General features: G+C 45.8%; 17 protein-coding genes and 1 pseudogene. 12 read left to right on the top strand and 6 right to left on the bottom strand.

The window, feature by feature from the left end; genetic code table 11:
• Nucleotides 1-38 precede the first annotated feature (38 nt).
• The 3 genes from EYS00_RS16225 to EYS00_RS16215 all read left to right on the top strand — a co-directional run bounded on the left by EYS00_RS16225 (nt 39) and on the right by EYS00_RS16215 (nt 5,796).
• On the top strand, nt 39-1,925 hold the full coding sequence (locus tag EYS00_RS16225) for a DUF3466 family protein (protein WP_130638474.1): 1,887 nt from the start codon (nt 39-41) through the stop codon (nt 1,923-1,925).
• A gap of 99 nt (nt 1,926-2,024) precedes the next feature.
• Nucleotides 2,025-4,082, top strand: a complete 2,058-nt coding sequence (locus tag EYS00_RS16220) for a hypothetical protein (RefSeq protein ID WP_130638472.1) — start codon at nt 2,025-2,027, stop codon at nt 4,080-4,082.
• A gap of 139 nt (nt 4,083-4,221) precedes the next feature.
• Nucleotides 4,222-5,796 carry a sodium:solute symporter gene (locus EYS00_RS16215; RefSeq protein ID WP_130638470.1) on the top strand — a complete coding sequence of 525 codons (1,575 nt, stop codon included), beginning with the start codon at nt 4,222-4,224 and terminating at the stop codon, nt 5,794-5,796.
• 8 nt (nt 5,797-5,804) lie between these two features.
• On the opposite strand, the gene EYS00_RS16210 is transcribed toward EYS00_RS16215, so the two are convergent.
• From EYS00_RS16210 to EYS00_RS16200, 3 genes are all read right to left on the bottom strand, one after another.
• Nucleotides 5,805-6,128 (bottom strand): DUF3392 family protein, encoded by a 324-nt coding sequence (locus tag EYS00_RS16210; RefSeq protein WP_130638468.1) that lies wholly within the window; start codon nt 6,126-6,128, stop codon nt 5,805-5,807.
• A gap of 66 nt (nt 6,129-6,194) precedes the next feature.
• Nucleotides 6,195-7,559: an 8-oxoguanine deaminase gene (locus tag EYS00_RS16205; protein ID WP_130638466.1), complete on the bottom strand. Its 1,365-nt coding sequence runs from the start codon at nt 7,557-7,559 to the stop codon at nt 6,195-6,197.
• Between the two features lie 12 nt (nt 7,560-7,571).
• A complete protein-coding gene (locus tag EYS00_RS16200; protein WP_130638464.1) occupies nt 7,572-8,933 on the bottom strand; it encodes a uracil-xanthine permease family protein in 1,362 nt (453 codons plus the stop codon).
• A gap of 257 nt (nt 8,934-9,190) precedes the next feature.
• Here EYS00_RS16200 and EYS00_RS16195 point away from each other — a divergent pair, with 257 nt between their 5' ends.
• The 4 genes from EYS00_RS16195 to EYS00_RS21285 all read left to right on the top strand — a co-directional run bounded on the left by EYS00_RS16195 (nt 9,191) and on the right by EYS00_RS21285 (nt 10,925).
• On the top strand, nt 9,191-9,544 hold the full coding sequence (locus EYS00_RS16195; RefSeq protein WP_130638462.1) for an RNA-binding protein: 354 nt from the start codon (nt 9,191-9,193) through the stop codon (nt 9,542-9,544).
• A 2-nt stretch (nt 9,545-9,546) separates the two neighbouring features.
• The gene (locus tag EYS00_RS16190) at nt 9,547-9,870 is read left to right on the top strand and encodes a VF530 family DNA-binding protein (RefSeq protein WP_130638460.1); all 324 of its coding nucleotides are present in this window, start codon (nt 9,547-9,549) and stop codon (nt 9,868-9,870) included.
• A 117-nt stretch (nt 9,871-9,987) separates the two neighbouring features.
• On the top strand, nt 9,988-10,812 hold the full coding sequence (locus EYS00_RS16185) for a GlxA family transcriptional regulator (RefSeq protein WP_207301721.1): 825 nt from the start codon (nt 9,988-9,990) through the stop codon (nt 10,810-10,812).
• Nucleotides 10,731-10,925, top strand: coding sequence for a helix-turn-helix domain-containing protein (locus EYS00_RS21285; RefSeq protein WP_207301720.1), 195 nt, complete (start codon nt 10,731-10,733; stop codon nt 10,923-10,925). Before EYS00_RS16185 ends, EYS00_RS21285 begins: the two co-directional genes overlap by 82 nt.
• A gap of 35 nt (nt 10,926-10,960) precedes the next feature.
• Here the strand turns inward: EYS00_RS21285 and EYS00_RS16180 are convergent, their stop codons facing one another.
• Complete coding sequence (locus EYS00_RS16180; protein ID WP_130638458.1) at nt 10,961-12,838, bottom strand: winged helix-turn-helix domain-containing protein; 1,878 nt, start codon at nt 12,836-12,838, stop codon at nt 10,961-10,963.
• Nucleotides 12,839-13,076: 238 nt separating this feature from the next.
• Here EYS00_RS16180 and EYS00_RS16175 point away from each other — a divergent pair, with 238 nt between their 5' ends.
• From EYS00_RS16175 to EYS00_RS20595, 3 genes are all read left to right on the top strand, one after another.
• A complete protein-coding gene (locus EYS00_RS16175) occupies nt 13,077-13,571 on the top strand; it encodes a hypothetical protein (protein ID WP_130638456.1) in 495 nt (164 codons plus the stop codon).
• Nucleotides 13,572-13,668: 97 nt separating this feature from the next.
• Complete coding sequence (locus EYS00_RS16170) at nt 13,669-15,501, top strand: serine hydrolase domain-containing protein (RefSeq protein ID WP_130638454.1); 1,833 nt, start codon at nt 13,669-13,671, stop codon at nt 15,499-15,501.
• On the top strand, nt 15,491-16,048 hold the full coding sequence (locus EYS00_RS20595; protein ID WP_207301719.1) for a hypothetical protein: 558 nt from the start codon (nt 15,491-15,493) through the stop codon (nt 16,046-16,048). The genes EYS00_RS16170 and EYS00_RS20595 overlap by 11 nt, the downstream gene beginning before the upstream one ends.
• A gap of 7 nt (nt 16,049-16,055) precedes the next feature.
• On the opposite strand, the gene EYS00_RS16165 is transcribed toward EYS00_RS20595, so the two are convergent.
• Both EYS00_RS16165 and EYS00_RS16160 read right to left on the bottom strand, forming a co-directional pair.
• On the bottom strand, nt 16,056-16,931 hold the full coding sequence (locus EYS00_RS16165) for a sugar phosphate isomerase/epimerase (protein ID WP_130638452.1): 876 nt from the start codon (nt 16,929-16,931) through the stop codon (nt 16,056-16,058).
• A gap of 40 nt (nt 16,932-16,971) precedes the next feature.
• Nucleotides 16,972-17,977 (bottom strand): annotated as a pseudogene (locus tag EYS00_RS16160) (LacI family DNA-binding transcriptional regulator).
• Nucleotides 17,978-18,356: 379 nt separating this feature from the next.
• Here EYS00_RS16160 and EYS00_RS16155 point away from each other — a divergent pair.
• The gene (locus tag EYS00_RS16155) at nt 18,357-19,511 is read left to right on the top strand and encodes a Gfo/Idh/MocA family protein (protein WP_165399408.1); all 1,155 of its coding nucleotides are present in this window, start codon (nt 18,357-18,359) and stop codon (nt 19,509-19,511) included.
• A 13-nt stretch (nt 19,512-19,524) separates the two neighbouring features.
• Nucleotides 19,525-20,580: a sugar phosphate isomerase/epimerase gene (locus EYS00_RS16150; protein ID WP_130638448.1), complete on the top strand. Its 1,056-nt coding sequence runs from the start codon at nt 19,525-19,527 to the stop codon at nt 20,578-20,580.
• Nucleotides 20,581-20,792: the final 212 nt, after the last annotated feature.

The following is a 20,792-nucleotide window of genomic DNA, read 5'->3' as shown; positions in this document are numbered from 1 at the left end:
CGTGAGTAACGAAGAAGTCAGCTAAAACGGAGTTAGTGATGAATAAGACCACCCTATTACTCGCAGGGCTGTTTGCCTGCACAGCAAGTGCCGAACCTGTTATCACCGACTTTAAGGTGTTAGGGCTGACCGATGCTGAACACACGGGCACGAACAACTACAGGTACAGTCAAGCCACTCAGCAGAACCAAGCGGGTGATGTAATCGGCTACTCCCAACGACGAAATAGTAGTAACAACAATAGTGAGGGACAGAGTGCCTGGCAAGCGGTTGATGGCGTTACTACTCGACTGGGTTACACAGATTCTGCTCATACTGGTTCCAACAATTACCAGTACAGTCGTGCGATTGCTCAAAACGAGTCGGGCACTGTTATTGGCTACTCTGATCGCCGAAACAGTAGTAATAATAACTTTGAGGGGCGTACAGCGTGGGTGGCGGAAAATGGAGCAATGACTCAGTTAGGCTTCACCGACAGTGCTCATACAGGTACCAATAACTATCAGGTTAGTTACGCCAGAGACATTAATGACGCTGGTGATGTTATTGGTGAATCAGATAGAAGAAACATTACTACCAATAGTTATGAAGGGCGTAGCGCTTGGCAGTACTCAAATGGAACAACAACCCGAGTTGGTTTAATAGATGCCGAGCATACAGGAACCAACAGTTATCAAAGTAGCCTTACTGAATTCCAAAATCAGGCCGGTGACGTGGCTGGGTATTCTGAGCGACGGAATTCCAGCACTAATGCAGGGCAAGGGCGAAGTGCTTGGCAGGCAGTGGATGGTGTTACTACCCGTGTTGGCTTAACCTCAGCTGCTCATACTGGCTCAAATAATTACCAGTACAGTAGAATTCAGGCACAGAATGAAGCTGGTAATCTGATAGGGTATTCAGACCGCAGAAATAGTAGTAGCAACGCTTTCGAAGGTCGCGATGCTTGGCAAGTGGTTGATGGCGTGACTACTCAAGTTGGTTTGACGGATTCGGCGCATACTGGAACTAACGGTTACCGTACTAGTTATGCTCAATTTCAGAACGAAGCAGGTGATGTTGCAGGAACTAGTGACCGGCGGAATAGTTCAACAAACGCTGGTGAAGGTCGTAGTGCCTGGCAAGCGGTTGATGGTGTAACCACAAAGATAGGGTTGTACGATTCTGAGCATACGGGTAGTAACAATTACCAGAATAACTGGCTAGGCTATCAAAATGAAGCTGGGCATGTAGTTGGTTACGCCCAGCGTCGTGATAGCAGTAACAACTATCAGGGGCATAGTGTTTGGCAGGCCGTCGACGGCGTTACCACTCGACTGGGTATTTTTGACGCTGAACATACTGGAACTAACAATTATCAAAGAAGTTATGTAAGAGGACAAAATGAGCTGGGCGATGTTATTGGCCATTCGGAGCGCCGAAATAGTAGTAATAATTCCCATGAAGGGCAAACCGCGTGGTATTGGGATTTAAGTGCGGCGGTAATGTACACCTTTAATTTACCTAATGCAGTTAATGCGCTTACAGGATACAGCTATTCAATTTTTAACGTTATCAATGATGCGGGCGTTGCACTGGGTCGCTATAGTTTTTTTGATAGCAATAATAACCAGCAATGGCGTGCCATGGGCTTTACGGTAAACGACGGCTTTTTTGATTTAGGCAGTATTCTTGAAGACTCGTTGACAGACTTTGATTTATTAGCACTTTACGACGCTACATATTTAAACGATAGCGGACAATTTGTTGGTAGGGCGTACGATCAAAACAACAGTACATCAATGGTTTATCAAGCGACGATTCAGCTGGCTCGCGCACCTAATTTGGTAAGTAGTGTAGCGGCGCCGCAAGTGTTGGTGTTTATAGCATTGTTAATGCTGCTGATGCTTTCACGTAGAGATAGTAGTTTTACCTGGTTCAAAAGATAGCGTATTAGGTACGTTATCTTTTGATTTTCGAGTTAAAAAAGTAAAGACACCTTTCATCATTCGTGAGTAACGAAGAAGTCAGCTAAAACGGAGTTAGTGATGAACAAGACCACCCTATTACTCGCAGGACTGTTTGCCTGCACAGCAAATGCCGAACCCGTCATTACCGATTTTAACGTGTTGGGTTTCACCGATGCAGAACATACGGGTACGAATAACTACCGATATAGTTATGCAAACCAGCAAAACCAGGCGGGCGACGTAATAGGCTACTCTCAACGACGAAATAGTAGTAATAACAATTATGAAGGGCAAACAGCATGGCAAGCGGTGGATGGTGTTACCATCAAGCTGGGTTTAACAAATGCTACTCATACAGGTACTAATAATTATCAGTATAGCAATGCTAGCCAGCAAAACGAAGCGGGTGACGTTATTGGCTACTCGCAACGCCGTAACAGTAGTACTAACGGTTATGAAGGACAGAGTGCTTGGCAAGCGGTGGATGGCGTGACTACTCGATTAGGTTACACAGATGCTGCACATACTGGTTCAAACAACTACCAGTACAGCAATGCGACTGCTCAAAATGAGGCGGGAGCAGTTATTGGCTACTCGGAACGCCGTAATAGCAGTAATAATAACTACGAGGGCCGTACTGTATGGGTGGCGGAGAACGGAGCAATGACTCAGTTAGGTTTCACCGACAGTGCGCATACGGGTACCAATAACTATCAAGTTAGTTACGCAAGAGACATTAATGAAGCAGGCGATGTTATTGGTGAATCAGACAGAAGAAACAGTACTACTAACAACTATGAGGGGCGAAGTGCTTGGCAGTATTCAAATGGAACAACAACCCGAATTGGACTGACGGATTCTGCACATACGGGTACAAATAATTATCAAAACAGCTATGCTCAGTTTCAAAATGAGGCCGGTGACGTGGCGGGCACTTCTCAGCGACTCAATTCCAGTACCAATGCAGGGCAAGGGCAAAGCGCTTGGCAGGCGGTTGATGGCGTTACTACACGAGTTGGTTTAACCACAGCGGCGCATACTGGCTCAAACGATTACCAGTACAGTACCATTCAGGCACAGAACGAAGCCGGAAGCCTTATAGGGTATTCTGATCGCAGAAACAGCAGTACTAATAACTTTGAAGGAAGAGACGTTTGGCAAGCGGTGGATGGCGTGACTACCCAAATTGGCCTAACAGATTCTGCTCACACAGGTACTAATGGCTATCGCACGAGTTATGCACAATTTCAGAATGAAGCTGGCGATGTAGCCGGATACAGTGACCGCCGCAATAGTTCAACAAACGCTGGGGAAGGTCGAAGTGTGTGGCAAGCGGTCGACGGCATAACCACAAAAATAGGGCTTTATGATGCTGAACATACTGGAAGCAACAACTACCAATACAGTAGCTTGAACAGACAGAATGAAGCTGGACATGTGATTGGATACTCACAGCGCCGAGATAGCAGTAACAATTATCAAGGCCAAAGTGCTTGGCAGGCCATTGATGGTGTGACTACCCGATTAGGTATTTTTGATGCAACACACACGGGAACTAACAACTATCAACGTAGTTGGATAAACGGGCAAAATGAACTGGGTGACGTTATTGGCTATTCTGAACGCAGAGACAGCAATAGTAATGCTCATCAAGGACATACGGCTTGGTATCGAGATTTGAGCTCTGCGGTTATGTATACCTTTAATTTACCTAACGCGGTTAATGCGCTAACGGGTTATAGCTATTCCATTTTTCAATTTATTAATGATGCAGGCGTAGCGCTTGGCCGTTATAGCTTTTTCGATAGCAATAATAACCAGCAATGGCGTGCAATGGGTTTTACGGTGAACGATGGCTTTTTTGATTTGGGCAGTATTCTCGAAGACTCATTAACAGACTTTGACTTATTGGCACTATACGATGGTCTTTATTTGAACGACAGTGGGCAAGTTGTTGGTAGGGCGTACGATCAAAACAACAATACATCAACGATTTATCAGGCGACGATTCAATTGGCTCGTGCACCTAACCTGGTAAGTAGTGTGGCGGCGCCGCAGGCGATGGTGTTTACAGCATTGCTAATGTTACTGATGCTTTCACGTCGAAATGTTCGTTTTACTTGGTTAAAAAGATAACTAATTCATTACGTTATCTTTTCTAACTTACGGTAGCTTAGCAAAATTTGTGAGTGCGTCTTGTGTTGCACTAGGGTAGAGTGGTTGTTGATTAAATAACCACTACGCCTTTTGTAAGTTGCAGCAACGGAGTGCGCTCATGACTACCCTCGATTATGCCATTGTCGCTATCTACCTTGTCTCTTTGCTCGGTTTAGGTGTTTTCTTTCGCAGCCAAAAAAACAGTAAAGACTATTTTTTAGGGGGGCGAACCCTTGGCTGGCCTGCATTAGCGCTATCGGTTATGGCTACCCAGTTGTCGGCCATCAGTTTTATTTCTGCCCCCGCATTTGTGGGGCTGCGTGAAGGTGGCGGCCTCATTTGGTTGTCGTATGAACTGGCATTGCCTTTGGCAGTAATCATCATGCTGTGGCGTTTATTACCCACCTTACACGCTGCTGGTGTAGTGAGCGTGTACGACTACCTTGAACGGCGTTTTACCCGCTCAACCCGTTTGCTTATCAGCTTTGTGTTTCAGCTTAGCCGTTCGTTCGCCACGGCCATTATGATTTACGCCATTTCTTTAATACTGCAAGGCACCATGGGGTTGTCGCAGTGGCATTCGCTTGTGGCTATCGGGGTGATCACCTTGGTGTATTCTGCCATGGGCGGTATGAAAGCCGTCGTGTATGGCGATGCCATTCAAATGGCATTAATCGTGATGGGCGCGGGCTTGTGTTTATGGGCGGGTTTAGACGCCGCAGGTGGTTGGGCGAATGTTTTTGCCAACGTAGATGGCGAGCGCTTGATGGCAGTCAATACTGAATCTGCTGGGTTAACCCATAGTGACTTTGGCCTATTACCCATGATATTCGGCGGGGTAATCTTGTATGCCTCGTATTACGGCTGCGATCAGTCTGAAGCCCAGCGTTCGCTGTCGGCGCAGTCAGTGGGTGACTTACGGAAAATGCTCCTCACGGTGGCTTTTTGTCGCTTCCCCATTACCTTGCTGTACTGTCTAGCCGGGTTGGTGATTGGTACTGTGGTGATGAGTACGCCTGCCATTCGCGCTCAGATCCCAGTGGAGTCTCCCGATTGGATGATCCCTATTTTTATTGTTAACTATCTTCCTGCGGGTATTGTCGGTTTACTTTTGGTGGCAATTATGGGTGCTGCCATGTCGAGCTTAAGTTCAGCCATCAATAGCTTATCGGCAGTCACGGTAGAAGATATTCAGCGATTGCGAAAAACACCGTTCAGCAATACCGAGTATTTGCGCAACGCCAAAATTGCCGGTGTGGGTTGGGGGCTTGTGACGTTAATACTGTCATTTTATGCCGGAGATATTGCCCCTACGGTTATCGAAGCTATTAATAAAATTGGCTCAGTATTTTACGGCCCTGTGCTGGCTACTTTTATTGCCGGCATACACCTGACGAGAATTTCTGGTAAAGCGGCCAATATTGGATTGATTACAGGCGTATTGGTAAATGTGGCGTTTTGGCTATCGGGCAGCCCTATATTTTGGTTCTGGTGGAACCTTATTGGGTTTGTTGTGACTTTAGGCGTGGGTGTTATTGCTAGTCAGCGTTTCCCCAATGATACTGATGGTGAAAACAACCTAACCAGTGTGATTGGCATAAACCGAACTACGGCGTTGCTGTTAGCAAGTTGGTCTGTGGTGCTTTGCGTAATATGCCTATTTGTACCCGATGCAGTGCTTTCCTTGCGCTAGTGATAGCGCTAAATATAACGCCTGCGCTCAGCTAATATGCCAATGGCTAAGAACGCTGCCACAAAACCAGCACCCTGATACTGCCAAGGTAAGTACGCAATGATATGATGCAAAAAAGGTGCGCCGAACAGAGTGAGTGCACCATAACCAAAAGCGCATAGAAGTACGAAAAGGCTCACCCGAATTACAAAGTGATACGGCGACAGTATGCGTTTGAGGTGTTTGTTGATCACGTCGCCGTATACCACAAGTATCGTCGCCATAAGCATAATGCTGAGATCGGTATAGTAGGGGCTGAGTAATCGAGAAAGTGAGGCGAATAATTCGCTCATTAGAAAACCTTGTTATATTAACTGCAACAACAAGGTGATTCTAACGGGTTATTCGCCTAAATGCAGTTACATACTCACTTTACTCTGAAGGGTTTTAGCCAGTTGTTGATGCTTTTCGATAAGTTGTTGTGGGTTTATTTGGGAGTGTTGTCCGTCTTCGATTACCCATTGCCCTGCCACCATGAGCTTATCGACTTGATGGGCACCGCAGGTGACGAGTGCGTCGAGTGGACTACCCACCCCTGAGAAGCGCAGCTCATCTAAACCAAACACGGCGACATCAGCTTGCATACCTACAGCAAATTGGCCGATGTTATCCCAATGCAGCACTTTGGCTGAACCTTGGGTTGCAAAACCCAACACCCGATCAGCGGTAATAAGTTCTGCACCGTAACGAAGTCTTTGTTGAAGCAAAGACTGCCGAGCTTCTTGAATCATGTTCGAGCAATCGTTAGACGCCGAGCCGTCAACCGCTAAACCGATGTTACAACCGGCTTGTTGAAGCTCTACTGTAGGGCAGATCCCCGACGCTAATAGCATGTTTGAACTAGGGCAGTGAGCTATGCCTACTTTGGCTTTACCCAAGCGCTGAATTTCATCCTCGGTAAAGTGAATTCCGTGGGCAAGCCATGTGCGTGAGGTAAGCCAATCTACCGATTCTAAATAGTCTAACGGGCGCATGCCGTATTCTCGAAGGCAGAAATTGTTTTCGTCTTCGGTTTCTGCAAGGTGGGTATGTAGCAGTACATCATTTTTTTCTGCTAATGCCGCTGTATCTTTCATTAGCGGTGTGGATACTGAAAACGGCGAACACGGGGCCAATGCAATGCGTATTTTGGCAGAGTCTGAACGGTCGTGATAACGACTAATAAGTCGCTGGCTGTCGGCCAAAATCACATCTTCTGTTTGAATAACACTGTCGGGCGGAAGCCCGCCATCGCTCTCGCCTAGGCTCATCGAGCCACGTGTTAATGCACCACGGCAACCCAAACTGTTAATAGCGTCTACCTGAATATCTATGGCGTTTTCTAACCCTTTAGGAAACACATAGTGATGATCAGAAATACATGTTGCACCTGATACCATGAGTTCTAAACCAGCAAGTTGAGTTGCGGTGTAAATCATTTCTTCATCGAGGTTTTGCCACACCTTGTACAAGAACTTGAGCCACGGAAACAAAGGTTTGTTTAATGCACCGGGTACACATCGAGTGAGAGTTTGGTAAAAGTGGTGATGGGTATTGATTAACCCCGGGGTAATTACCTGATTACTACAATCGATATAGCTGTCTATAGGTGTTGTTGGTGTTTCGCCAGCGGCCACCAACTCTACAATTTTGTCACCCTGAATGACTATGCCATTGTCGGCATTAGTGCTGTTCCCTGTGAATACGGCTGCGGGTGATTTTAACCACAGGGTTTTAGTTAACATGGGTATAATTTCCTACTGTTCTTGCTGTGTTAATACGGGGGCTGGCTCACTGCTTTGGGGTATGATTATGCTCATGATGATGGCACAAAAGCCGGCAACAGTGACCGATGAAGAAAAGATGTTCTTTGCCAATGGTGGTAGTTGAGACAGTACATCAGGCACCATCATCACACCTAAGCCCAAGCCTAATGATGTGGCTATAATTAAGCTTTTGCGACGATCGATAGGATCGTTTGTGAGAATTTTTACTCCCGCTACGGCAATAGTCGCAAACATGACTAAGGTCGCGCCGCCTAACACCGATTTAGGCATGAGTTGAATAACACCGCCGATTGCCGGAAATAGGCCCAACAACACAAGCAGCCCCGCAATGTAAAAACCCACATGACGACTCGCCACGCCAGTGAGCTGAATAACCGCGTTGTTTTGACCAAACGTAGTATTAGGAAAGTTGTTGAATACTGCCGCAAGCATGGAGTTTACGCCGTCGGCTAAAATGCCCCCTTTGATACGTTTTAAGTACAGAGGACCGGTGATGGGCTGTTTGCAAAACAAGCTGTTGGCCGTTAGATCGCCCGAGGTTTCGATGGCGCTAAGAAAATAAACCAGTGCCACAGGAATAAACACGTCCCACTGAAAGGAAATGCCATACTTGAAAGGCTGAGGTACTGCGAATAACGGCAGTTCTATCATTGAATCGAAAGACAAAATCCCTTGCCACCACGCCAGTAAACTACCGGCTAACATGCCAATGAAGATAGCAGAAAGTCGAAGCATGGGGTGCTTCGACATATTGAGCAGTACAACAATCACCAGCACAGTGAAACCTAAGCTTAGATTTTCAGGTGAGCCATAGTTACTCGCCCCATAGCCGCCAGCAAGGTCGGTCATACCCACTTTTATTAGGGTGATGCCTATGGTGGTGATAACAATTCCGGTAGTGAGCGGTGTAATCACGGCCTTAAAAAAGCCAATGAACTGACTGAGAATAACTTCAACAAAGGCTCCAAAAAAGCAAATGCCAAACATAATGGCGAGTATGTCTTCATTAGTACCGCCTTTGTCTTTCACCATAAAGCCTGCCACTAACAGGGCGCTGATAAAAGTAAAGCTGGTCCCTTGTACCGCGATAAGGCCACACCCTACGGGGCCAAAGGTTTTAGCTTGAATAAAAGTGGATACGCCACTGACCATCAACGCCATACTGATGAGATAGGGCATTTCTGCGGTTAAACCTAATGCGCCACCAATAATGAGGGTTGGAGTAATAATGCCAATAAAGCACGCCATCACATGCTGTAGTGCAGCATTAATACAATGGGTAACTTTGGGCTTGTCTTCTAATCCGTAGAGGACCTCATTATTGTTAAGCATGGTTATCACAGCTCTGAGCAAAGTATTATAGTTTTAAAGCAATTATTTGACCATGAAGTCAATATTGCTGGTTTATAGATAAGGTTATGATTTAAATGGTTTTTAAGGTTTGTTTGTACCGCTTTTTACCTTGGGGAATTGCAGGGTAACCATAGGGCACCACACTGGTGCAGAAAAGCACCAAGTCGCTACTGTGTTCCCTCACCTACATGCTACAATGCATGTATCACACATTCTTCATTTAGCTGAGCCAAACTTTGAGCATATTAGTTCGCAATTTACCCAAATCATTTACCCAAGAAGACCTAGAAGACCTGTTTTTTGAATGTGGCACTATGGTGTCGTGCGACTTAGTAATGGATGACAAGTCGGGGTTATCTAAGGGGTTTGGCTTTGTAGAGATGAGCACCCAAGAAGAGACCGATAAGGCGATTAAAACGCTCAATGCTAAAGTTATCGAGGGTAAGAAAATTCGTGTTAAGTGGTCGAATCAAGAGAAAAAACAGGCCGAAGCCGCAGAGTATGAAACGCCACCGCCCAGAGATATTCCCGATGATGTGTGGGCTAACGCAAATCGCACTGCGCCAGAGCAAAGCGAAGACAGCGAATAATCATGAATAGCAACGACCCTCTTCACGGCGTTACCCTAAAAGCCATGCTCACCGAGTTACAAGAATCCATGGGATGGGAAGGACTCAGTGCACGCATCAATATCAACTGCTTTAAAAGTAACCCTAGTATCAAATCTAGCCTTACATTTTTGCGCCGCACACCTTGGGCTCGGGAAAAAGTGGAAAATCTATATTTGCGTAGCAAGGGGCACAAGCCCAAACCTAAACCCAAACCTAGCGCATCTAAAGTTAGCAATCCCTCTTCCAGCTCTACTGCTAATCCAAAGGGTGATAAACCTAATCCTTGGTTAGAGAATAAGTCATAACACTTCCCAATCACTAATGACATTGAAAGATGGCAGTTTTGGTTGCATATATGTCATTTATGCCTTCTGCGTGTAGACTTATGCTTGTGCTTCACTTTGAAAAACGAGGTAAGGACAATGCAATCAAATACACAAAAGACTATTTGCCTATTGGCATATGACGGCCTTGAGCTACTTGATTTATCAGGGCCTCAGTCAGCGTTCTATGAAGCTGAGCAGTATCAAAAAGGAAGTTATCGACTCCAAGTTATCGGTTTTTCAAACAAACCTATTTGGTGTGAAGCTGGGTTACAAATTACGCCTACAGTGAGCATTGATGACGTAGAGTCTTGTCATACCTTGATAATTCCTGGGGGCAAAGGGTCGCGTAGCTCATCAATTTCAGAAACTGACCTAGATAAACTTCAGGCACTTATGGAGCGAAGTGAGCGGGTGGTGTCTATATGTACTGGGGCGTTTTTACTCGCAAATGCAGGTATTCCTGATAACACCAAGGTGGCAACGCATTGGGCGTTTGTGGATATGTTCAAAACTCAGTATCCATTCCTCGATGTAGAGCCAGACAAACTCTACATCAACGAGGGCAAGTACTGGTCGTCAGCAGGAGTGACTTCTGGTATTGATTTATCCATGCGACTCATTGAATTAGATTTGGGTAAACAAGCGGCGCATCACGTTGCAAAATGCCTTGTGGTTTATCTTCAACGCACAGGCAATCAAAAGCAGTTCTCTGATTTACTAGACGTTCAGTCACCCAAAAACGAGCGGATAAAAACGGTGGCAAACTGGATTAAAGAAAACATTGCAGATGATATTTCGGTAATAGCATTGGCAGAGCAGTTACACCTAAGTGAGCGTCAGTGCCACAGGTTATTTGTTACCGAAACTGGCCTGACGCCAGTGATTTACTTGCCACCACAGATAAAGAAATCAAAGCCATAGCACTTGCCATAGGTTTCGGCTCGTATGATGGCTTTCGGCGAGCCTTTGAACGCAACTTTTCTGTGTGCCCGTCTACCTATCGACAGGCCTTTCACACTGAAAGTCGAGCTTAGTACACGAGAGAACTCATAAGGGTGAATAGCAGGAGCTATTCACCTTCACGTTCATTGTGCGTTGTTATATTGAGCTGTTGAATGTTCTGGTTGTATCGGTCAACGATGGCTTCAAATCTTGGGTCACCTTTCAACGAGATAAAAAAGGGTGAGTCCTGTAAGTACCACCAGTTTTGATTGAAATCACTTACCCAACCTTGACTGATGGCGTCCTCTAGCGCATTTAATGACGCCTCAGTTATGCCCTGCAAGGCCAGTACCGATGCCAGTCGAATATCAGCACTATGACTTCCAATTGCCATACCCGAAGCGAGTTGTTGTTCGAGTGCTGATAATATCTCTCTCCCTCTTTCTTCTTCACCAGTTTCTATTAACAAGCTTGCGTACAAGGCCCACTCTGAGAAGGGAAGGTCATTGGGCAACGAGTCATAAGTTGGCACAAGCTCCCAATCACTGAGTTTATCGATTGCTTCTTTGGGGTTACCCAATTGCCAAAGTGCGTATACCACCGACAACTTAAAGCGCTTGTTATCGGGGTAGAGGTTTTGTCGTTTGAGTAGCAAACGATAACTGGTATGGAAGTCTCCTTTGGCACCTGCGATGGCGGCTAGGGTATACAGGTCGAAAAAGCTTTCGCTAGTGTGTACTTCCTCAGGCAACAAGGCTTCAGCGTCTTGAATGTTATTTAGTGTTAGATAGAACAGTGCAAGCGTATTTCGCTGATGTGAGAGTAGCTCAACTTTCGATTGAGCCGTTGAGTGCCATTTGGCCATAGCAGACAAGGTGGCTAGATTTAACGGCACGAATCCAGCGGTATCAATAGGGTTGTTTTGTGGTTTGTTCAGCAGCTTGCTGTATTGCGCGAAGTTATCAAAACCCTCTTTGACTTGTCCAAGTACAATATGGGTTGTCGCTATTTTGCGATACACGTAAGGGCAATCTAAACAGCTATCGAGCACTCGTTGAATATGCGTGAGCGCCAATTCGGTTTGCCCAGCGTCAAACAAAATATCACTGTAGGCGAGGCGCTCGTTGTTCAATACATCTGGTAGTGAGAATAGTGACTCGTATGTGTCGATATCTAGTGGCACTCCACCAATGCTATTTAAGATGAGTGTTAACCTAGCTTTAGCGTTATCTGGTAACTCTGTTTGGCTAATAGCTCGCGCTTTTTGTAACCAAAATTCTTTTTGCGCTGGCTCAATACGCGCCATGCGAATAAAACTGTAGGCAAGTTCCAACTTGGGCGTATATAGCTTTGGTTCTGAGGCTATGAGCTCTTGAAGGGTTTCTATCGCTTGTGTAACGCCTTGTCCATCCCCTCGATACAATTGGTAGTGGGCCAATTGCATTTGGCTTTGTGCTTGAGTTGATAGTGCTTCTTCGCCCTCATTTTTCTGTTTGCTAGCAAAAATGGTGGTAAACGACACAATCAAAATAAAAGGGATAAGCCATTTTGAGATCCCTGATTTTCTGCGAGCTTTGACTAGGTTCGTTGAAGGCTCTGATACTGGCTCAAGTACTTCTGCGTTTTCCGCACTCTCTGTGATGTCAGCATTTTCTACACTTTCAGTGTTCACAACCGGTGTAGCTTCAACCAATAATTTGTATCCAATTTTCGATATGGTCTGAATGTAGGTTGGGTTGCTTGCTTTGTCTCCTAGTATTTTTCTTAGCTGACCAACTAGGTTGTAAATGGCGTTGTCACCGACGACTTCATTGGGCCAAATCGCGTTGTTAAGGGCATCAAACGTGAGTACTTCACCGCTATTCTGGCAAAAATGCAGGAGTAACGACATGACTTTGGGTAATACAACAATTTCCTCATCGTTATGTACTACCAAGTTTTCTGAACCTTTGATTTTAAAGGGGCCTAGTAGGTACTCAGTGAAGGGCGGTGCTGAACTGTCCATAGTTGATTAGCCGTTATTGGAACAAAAAGAAAATTATTTTAGGGCTTTCTAGCGAGCACATTACTAGCATGTGGCAGCAAATTCAATGTAACGGTAATTAGCATTTGTAAGGTTAGCTTTGCTAATACCAAGGGTTTTTAATTCCTTTTGATAAGGCACTGATCATTAAGCATCACATTGATAAAGACGCTTTTGTTGCTACAGTTTTTAGGTAGAACACAAAAAGAGCACATGCTTTATGAAAACAACACAATTGTTTCTTGGTTTCTTTATTGTGATAACGGTGGGAGCTGCAACGACAGTGAACGCCAGTGCTGAACCCTCCGACCACGGTGGCATAGATCATTCACTTCACCCACATCACTTTTCGGTTTTGCTGGGTAGTACCTATATTCGCGAACATGGAAATGGTGCCACTATAGGCATTGACTACGAGTATCGATTAAACGAAGCGTTGGGGCTCGGCGCTATTGTAGAATATGCTGACGGCGAATTAGAAGCTTGGACGTTTTTGGCGGTAGCCGATATTCATATTACCCCACAATGGATACTGCAAATCGGGCCGGGTTATGAGCATACATCAAAACACGATTTGTTCGTTGCTCGTATCGGCACACTGTACGAATTTGAACTTAACCAAGGTTGGACCCTTGCACCCCAGTTGCATTACGATTACCACGAAGGTGATGAAGATGCGATTGTGTGGGGCATCGCTATTGGTAAGTCTTTTTAGGCCATCATTAGAATAAAAAGAGAATAATTTAAGGACTTTCTATCACTCACATTACTAGTATGCGAGAGCAAGTTAATTTTAATGGTAGTTAGTACTTATGAAGTTTCTTTTACTAGTATTGGCGGTTGTTTTGCCCACCATGGCAACAGCCAAAAATACAGTTACATCGCCTGAAATATGTGAGCGGGTTGCGACAGCAGTAAAGCCTTTTGTGGCGCAGAAGATGTTTTATGGCGACCTAGCGATAGCAAAAAAGGGGACAATACTGTGTGAACTCAATGTGAGTCTCTCACAAGGCTTTCAGGCAAATTCTAATCCGACAAACTCTCGTTTCGCTATTGCCTCTTTAAGCAAGCCTATTATTTCAACACTGATCCTCAAACTTCACGAGGACGGTGTACTAAATCTTAATGCCAGTATCCGCGCAGTACTCCCTGAGTTTGATGCGCCCTGGGCCGATAAAGTCACCATACATCACTTGCTGTCAAACCGCTCTGGGCTGCCGGGGCATTTTATGTTGCCCGGTTGGCAAAGCGGAGAGTTTCAACAACACGTATCGAGCGAAACGTTATTCGCACAAATAGCAGCGCTCGAACTTGGCTTCGAGCCGGGTGAAAACTACCTATACACCAATCTAGGCTGGACCTTATTGGTGGCTATTGTCGCCGAGGTAACCGGTGAATCTTATGAAAATAGCCTGAAAAGCTTGATACTTGTGCCATTGAAGATGGAACAAACTGGACGAGTGATGACGTCTGAAGTGCACTTAATTGATGATTTACGATGGGGCAATCAGGGTGGTTGGGAAGTGCAAATGCCCCTTCACATGCAGGTGTTTGATGGTGGTGCTGGTTTGTATTCGTCGGCGAAAGACCTCGTTGGATTTGTCACAGGTGTGCATACGCCTGACTATTTGACAGAAAATAGCCGAAACTTATTGTTCTCAGAAAATCAGCCCTACGGTTGGCGAACTGAAGATATCCTTTTAGGTGATAGCGAGCCCTTGCGTGCCCATACCTACGATGGCCAGTTACAAGGGCACAGTAGTCTGTTGTATCACCTAATTGAAGACGACGTGAGTTTGGTCCTGCTTAATCACACAGGCATGGGGTTTCAACATAAAGCTCTGCTTGCTAACGATGTGCTGACTGCATACTACGGTTTTGACGTACCTGACAGAACGACATTGCCCTCGCTACAACTGAATAAAAGCTTGGTTGATAACACATGGCAGACTGCAGTTAACCGTCTAAAACAGCAAGCGCTCTCAAACCCAGTTAATGCCTCATTAGTTTTGGATTTAGCGCAACAACTCATGTGGTCTGGAAATACCAACAAAGCCATCGATGTGATTGACTGGTTAGCCACTAGCTTTCCAGAAAATGAAGGCCTTCAACGTCAGCTTGGTAACTTGTGTTCTGATATGGAAGATCATGTCGCCTGTTTAAAACGAAACAGAGTGGCGGTGGGGATGAGAGTGCTTCCGCTTGTTGACCACAATCGCGAGGCATGGCGAGAGGCATTACCACGCCCCATGCTCACACATATGTTCTACCCAACTGTGGAAAAACACACAACACCTCTGCTGTTGGGAGCAAGCGAGTCTCCATTATTTCATGCAGGTGATGTGGTGGTTGATGGTACGCCAGCGTCACAACAAAAATACCCCCTGGTTCTCATGTCACATGGAACAGGTGGCTCGGCACCGCAAATGCTTTGGTTAGCTAGTGCCTTGGTCAAAGCGGGGTACATTGTGGCAGCGGTAAATCACCACGGGAATACCGCCTTTGAATCGCAAAAAATATCCAGAGGGGTTTCTGTTGTGGTGGGAGCGAACGGCAGATCTATCTCAAGTGCAAAAACAACTGTTGGACGATCCAACTTGGGCTTCACTTATAGACGACGAAAATATAGCTTTAGTGGGGTTTAGCCTTGGTGGTTATACAACGCTGTCTGGGTTAGGGGGGATTACCAATAAAGCCCTGTTTAACGAGTACTGTGAAAACACCGTTGAAGATTTCAGCTGCCAACCTCAGCCTGAGTTTCTGTCGGTGCTCGAGGCCTTTAACGCGATTAAGCACACTGCAAAAGTTCAGCAAAGCTTAACAAGACAAGGTAACAGCTATCACGTCGACAATATAAAGGCTGCCGTAGCAATAGGTGCTGCTGTGGTTCACGCCTTCGAACCTGCAAGTTTAATGGCAGTGAAAACACCCACCATGCTTATGGTAGGAAGCGAAGATAGGATTGCACCTAATCGGTACAACTCAGACTATGCTCACGATCTTATGCCCAACAGTGAGCTAGTCGTCATTGATGGGGCGCGCCACTATAGTTTTTTATCTGAGTGCACAGAGCATGGGAACACCGCTTTGCCGGCATTGTGCGATGACACAGGGTTTATTAGAAGAATAGACGCCCATCAAGCTGTTATCGATAAAGTGCTGCCGTTTTTACAGCAGCACCTTAGCAACTAAAGCTAACTTATTTTTCGTAAAGGGCTGTCATTGCCTGATAGCCTTGTTCTATGGTTTTGATACGGTCAGGAGTTTGATCGCGCTCAACAAATTTGTGTTCAACGCCAGCAAGTTCCGCTTGTGCGAAAATGGCTGCAAAGTCTATGGTGCCAGTACCGACGTCGGCGAAGTCTCCGTCAGCAGCCAAGTCTTTTACATGCCACAGTTTGAAGCGACCGGGGTGTTGTTTAAAGTATGCAATAGGGTCGAAGCCCGCTTTTACTATCCAGTATAAATCTAACTCTATACTTAGATTCTCTGCACTGGTTTCGTTGAGTAACACGTTCATGGGCAACTCACTTTCGCGATTTTCAAACTCAAAATCGTGATTATGATAGGCTAAAGTGAGTCCTGCGCTTCTGCATGTTTCGCCATAACGATTCAAGTCTTCAGCTAAGCGATAGTAGGTGGCAATGTCCTTTCCCCGTTGTTCTTCGGTTAACCACGGCATTACAACGAACTTGTGACCCAGTTGCTTTGATATATCTATAATTTGGTTGATGTTGTTTTCAAACATGTCCAACGGAAAATGTGCTGAGGGTGCCGTAATGCCCTCTCCTTCGAGTATTTGTTTGATGTCGTTCAAGTCATGGTCAAAGTAACCCGCAAACTCCAATTCGTTGTAACCCACGTCAGCCGCGAGCTTTAACGTGGCGGGTACGCTAACTTGCATAATGTTACGAAGGGTATAAAGCTGAAGACCAATACTGTGGTGTTTGTTGTTCGCCATACTGTGTCCATGAGCAAATAGTGAAGATGAAAACGCAGATGAAGTTGCTATTCCAGCAAGTTTCATAAATTGTCGGCGATCCAGTTTATCGTTTGCTGGAATATTGTTTTGCATCCTTGGTTCCTCTTCTGTTATTACGAATAGTGATTAACGTTTACTCTGGCGCGTTACTAGTACTCTCTCTCACAATAAGTTCGAAGGGCATTATTACTTTGGGTGCTTTGCGTATCTTATCGTTGAGCAAGTCTACTAAAAGTGTGACTGCGGTGCGTCCGAACTCCTCAGCAGGTTGTGCTATCGTGGTTAAGGGCGGATCGGTAAACGCAGAAAAAGCGATATCGTCAAAGCCAGCAATCGATATATCACGTGGAATACTCAACCCTGCTTGCTTAAGCGCTTGCATTGCACCTATGGCCGTTTCGTCACTCTCACAAAATACTGCTGTGGGTTTGTGAGGGCATGCTGCTATTGCCTCTCCTGCGCGATAACCCGATTGCAGTGTAAAGTCACCGGGAAACATAAGGTTTTCGTCAAAAGCAATTGCGGCACCAGCTAGAGCATCTTTATATCCATTCATTCGCTCTTGAGTTAATGGGCTGGATTGTGGCCCTTTAATCATTGCAATGCGCTTGTGACCCTGTGATATTAAGTGCTCTGTCATTGCTTTTGCCGCTGCCCTATTGTCGAGTGACACTACTGGGTACTGACTATCTTCAATAACTTCACACACATTGACCATGGGGAACAGACCGTTGTCGTTGATCATACTAGGATCAAACGGGTTAGCCGCACGAAGCTGAATTAAACCATCCGCTTGGGATGTGCTCACCATTTTTGCATACTGCGCTTCTACATCAGTGTTGCCCATGGTGTTTGCTAACAGAATGGAATACCCCAAATCCGCCGCTGCTTCTTGCATACCACTGATGACTCGCGCAAAAAAAACCGTTGGCGACTGTAGGAACGAGTACTACTAAGTTGTTGGTTTTTCCTGAGCGAAATTTAACCGCCATCAAATTGGGTTTGTAACCTACGGATTCAACCGCGGCCATTACTTTTTCACGTGTTTTTGGAGAGACTCGTTCTGGTTGCTGTAACGCTCGCGACACAGTTGCCACAGACACTCCCGCACTGTCAGCTACATCTCTTATGTTAGCCATTTCTTATTATATCCTGTGTCATCAAGTTACTTTTCCAGACTATCGAATGGTCGCTCAGTAGGAAACACTTATGCCTACAAATACTAAATGTAACCGATATCATTTTTTCTTTAGGATACGAGAAGTTTTTCTTAATTCCAATGTTTCATGTTTGTTTTATGTAAATTTTGAGCCTGATTTAGAGGTGTTTGACTAGTTTTATCCTTTGAATACGATTGCAAAGACCGTTTTTTGGTCGTTTTTAGCGATGAAATGCATTGAAGATAAAAATGTAATCCGTTACATTTTAACTCAAGTTACATTATTGCAACATATTGGCGGTATTTTGCACTAGAGTGTGCAATAACGTCAGCAACAGGAGCGTAGCCGAATGGCACAGATGCGACGAATCAAATTCGGAATGATCGGCGGTGGAGAAGGGGCGTTTATTGGAGCGGTTCATCGTCATGCAGCAGCCCTCGACGGGCAGTACGAATTAGTATGTGGGGCATTCAGCCGAGATGCGCAAAACAATGCGCGCACTGGTGATTTATTAGGCGTTAACTCAGAGCGTTTATATTCTTCGTGGGAAATGATGCTCGAAGCCGAAGCTCGTCTACCTGAGCATGAGCGGATGCAAGTGGTTGTTATTGTCACGCCCAACCATTTACACGTGCCGATTTCTATCGCGGCAATCAATGCTGGTTACCATGTGTTTTGTGAAAAGCCAGCAGGTGTTGGACTTGAACAAGTTATAAGTCTAGCTGACACCATTGCAACATCAGACCGCCTATACGGATTAGCTCACACTTATTTAGGTTATCCCATGGTGTGGCAGGCTCGTCAAATGATTGAAAATGGCGACCTTGGCAATATTCGCAAGGTCTACGTTGAATACCCTCAAGGTTGGCTCTCTGCCAATGAAGAAACTCACAATAAACAAGCTGCATGGCGCACAGACCCGGCCCTCTCTGGTGGTAGTGGTTGCATGGGCGATATTGGTACACATGCCTTTGGCCTGGTGGAGTTTGTACTTAGCGACATTATCAGCGAGCTGTGTGGTGAGTTATACACCCATGTGGAAGGGCGTCGTTTAGATGATGACGGCGCAGCGCTGATTAAAACGGCGAATGGTGCAACGGGCGTACTTATCGCTAGTCAGGTTTGTGCAGGCGAAGAGAATCCACTGAAAATTCGCGTATACGGCGACAAGGGTGGTGTTGAATGGCGTCAAATGGAGCCAAACTCTCTTACTTACCGTCCGTTGGGAGCACCGTTTCAGGTCATACGCGCGGGTCAAGGGCAAGCAGGCTTGTATAACGAAGCTTTAGACAGATGTCGTACTCCGGGCGGTCACCCTGAAGGGTATCTAGAGGCCATGGCGAATCTATACAACGACTTTGCTAAGGCTATTCGAGCTGGAGAGTCGGGTAAAGCAACCGGAGTACCTGGTGTTGATGCTGGACTTCGGGGTATGGCGTTTATCGATGCCATATTAGAAAGCTCGAGCAGCGATACCAAATGGATAAATGTGAATAACGCAGGCGCGAAGTAACGAGGACATATCAATGGCAGCAATTAAAGGTCCAGCAATATTCTTGGCCCAGTTTATGGGCGATGAAGCTCCATTCGACACCTTAGAAAATATGGCGAAGTGGGCTGCATCATTGGGTTACAAGGGTATTCAAATACCCACCGACCCATCAATTTTTGATTTAGAAAAAGCCGCAGAAAGCCAAGCATACTGTGATGAAATAAAAGCCACATGTGAAGCGGCGGGCGTTGAAATAACAGAGCTTTCAACCCATTTGCAGGGGCAGCTGGTTGCAGTACATCCAGCGTATGACGAGTTATTCGACAACTTTGCACCAGAACATCTGCACGGTAAGCCGCAAGAGCGCACTGACTGGGCAGTAAATCAGTTAATGTGCGCTGCTGTGGCAAGCAAGCGTTTAGGGCTTACGGCGCACGTGACATTTTCCGGTGCGCTCATGTGGCACTTGGTTTACCCATGGCCCCAACGTCCTGCTGGTTTAGTCGAGCAGGGGTTCGCTGAATTGGCCAAGCGTTGGAAACCTATTCTAGACGCCTTTGACGAAGCTGGTGTTGACCTGTGTTACGAAATTCATCCGGGTGAAGACCTGCACGATGGTGCCACCTTCGAGCAGTTCTTGAAGGCTGTAGACAATCACCCAAGAGCCAACATTCTTTACGATCCAAGTCACTTTGTATTGCAGCAACTCGATTACTTGGAGTTTATCGATCGCTATCACGATCGCATCAAAATGTTCCACGTTAAAGACGCAGAATTCCTGCCTAACGGTAGAAGCGGTGTTTACGGCGGTTATCAAGGTTGGGTTGATCGCCCAGGTCGATTCCGCTCATTGGGTGATGGCCAAGTAGATTTCAAAGGGATCTTCAGCAAATTAACCCAATACGGTTACGAAGGCTGGGCAGTACTTGAATGGGAATGCTGCTTAAAAGACTCAGAACAAGGCGCTGCCGAAGGTGCGCCATTTATCGCTGAACACATTATTGAACCCCCGAAATACACCTTTGATGACTTTGCAGGCGGTGATACCAGCGAAGAAAAGAACCGCCGAATTTTAGGATTAGATCGGTAGTAAGAATGAGTGTTAACACGCTGAGATTCGCATGTTGATAGAGGGGAGTGTCCGACAACTATCGGAGGAGGGAAGTAAACAGTCGCAAAAACGCCGTGAATACATCCATGTAGTCTCGGTGCTGGCATCCATGCCAGCAACGTTTTGCTCCCTGTTCACTCCCCTCCGCCCGTTGCCAGACACACAGTAAATTTAGTGCGGTAACAAGAATA

The sequence above is a fragment of the Alteromonas sp. KUL49 genome, assembly GCF_006538345.1.
Lineage (GTDB): Bacteria > Pseudomonadota > Gammaproteobacteria > Enterobacterales > Alteromonadaceae > Alteromonas.
The sequence above is the reverse complement of the archived record's forward strand: the minus strand, read 5'-3'. Positions and strand labels throughout refer to the sequence as shown.

What these genes read in the sequence shown, in the direction of transcription:
- EYS00_RS16170 (WP_130638454.1), top strand. Translation starts at nt 13,669, where the DNA reads ATGAAGTTTCTTTTACTAGTATTGGCGGTTGTTTTGCCCACCATGGCA.
- EYS00_RS16220 (WP_130638472.1), top strand. Translation starts at nt 2,025, where the DNA reads ATGAACAAGACCACCCTATTACTCGCAGGACTGTTTGCCTGCACAGCA.
- EYS00_RS16175 (WP_130638456.1), top strand. Translation starts at nt 13,077, where the DNA reads ATGAAAACAACACAATTGTTTCTTGGTTTCTTTATTGTGATAACGGTG.
- EYS00_RS16205 (WP_130638466.1), bottom strand. Translation starts at nt 7,559, where the DNA reads ATGTTAACTAAAACCCTGTGGTTAAAATCACCCGCAGCCGTATTCACA.
- EYS00_RS16215 (WP_130638470.1), top strand. Translation starts at nt 4,222, where the DNA reads ATGACTACCCTCGATTATGCCATTGTCGCTATCTACCTTGTCTCTTTG.
- EYS00_RS16225 (WP_130638474.1), top strand. Translation starts at nt 39, where the DNA reads ATGAATAAGACCACCCTATTACTCGCAGGGCTGTTTGCCTGCACAGCA.
- EYS00_RS16150 (WP_130638448.1), top strand. Translation starts at nt 19,525, where the DNA reads ATGGCAGCAATTAAAGGTCCAGCAATATTCTTGGCCCAGTTTATGGGC.
- EYS00_RS16165 (WP_130638452.1), bottom strand. Translation starts at nt 16,931, where the DNA reads ATGCAAAACAATATTCCAGCAAACGATAAACTGGATCGCCGACAATTT.
- EYS00_RS16155 (WP_165399408.1), top strand. Translation starts at nt 18,357, where the DNA reads ATGCGACGAATCAAATTCGGAATGATCGGCGGTGGAGAAGGGGCGTTT.
- EYS00_RS16190 (WP_130638460.1), top strand. Translation starts at nt 9,547, where the DNA reads ATGAATAGCAACGACCCTCTTCACGGCGTTACCCTAAAAGCCATGCTC.
- EYS00_RS16200 (WP_130638464.1), bottom strand. Translation starts at nt 8,933, where the DNA reads ATGCTTAACAATAATGAGGTCCTCTACGGATTAGAAGACAAGCCCAAA.
- EYS00_RS16180 (WP_130638458.1), bottom strand. Translation starts at nt 12,838, where the DNA reads ATGGACAGTTCAGCACCGCCCTTCACTGAGTACCTACTAGGCCCCTTT.
- EYS00_RS16210 (WP_130638468.1), bottom strand. Translation starts at nt 6,128, where the DNA reads ATGAGCGAATTATTCGCCTCACTTTCTCGATTACTCAGCCCCTACTAT.
- EYS00_RS16185 (WP_207301721.1), top strand. Translation starts at nt 9,988, where the DNA reads ATGCAATCAAATACACAAAAGACTATTTGCCTATTGGCATATGACGGC.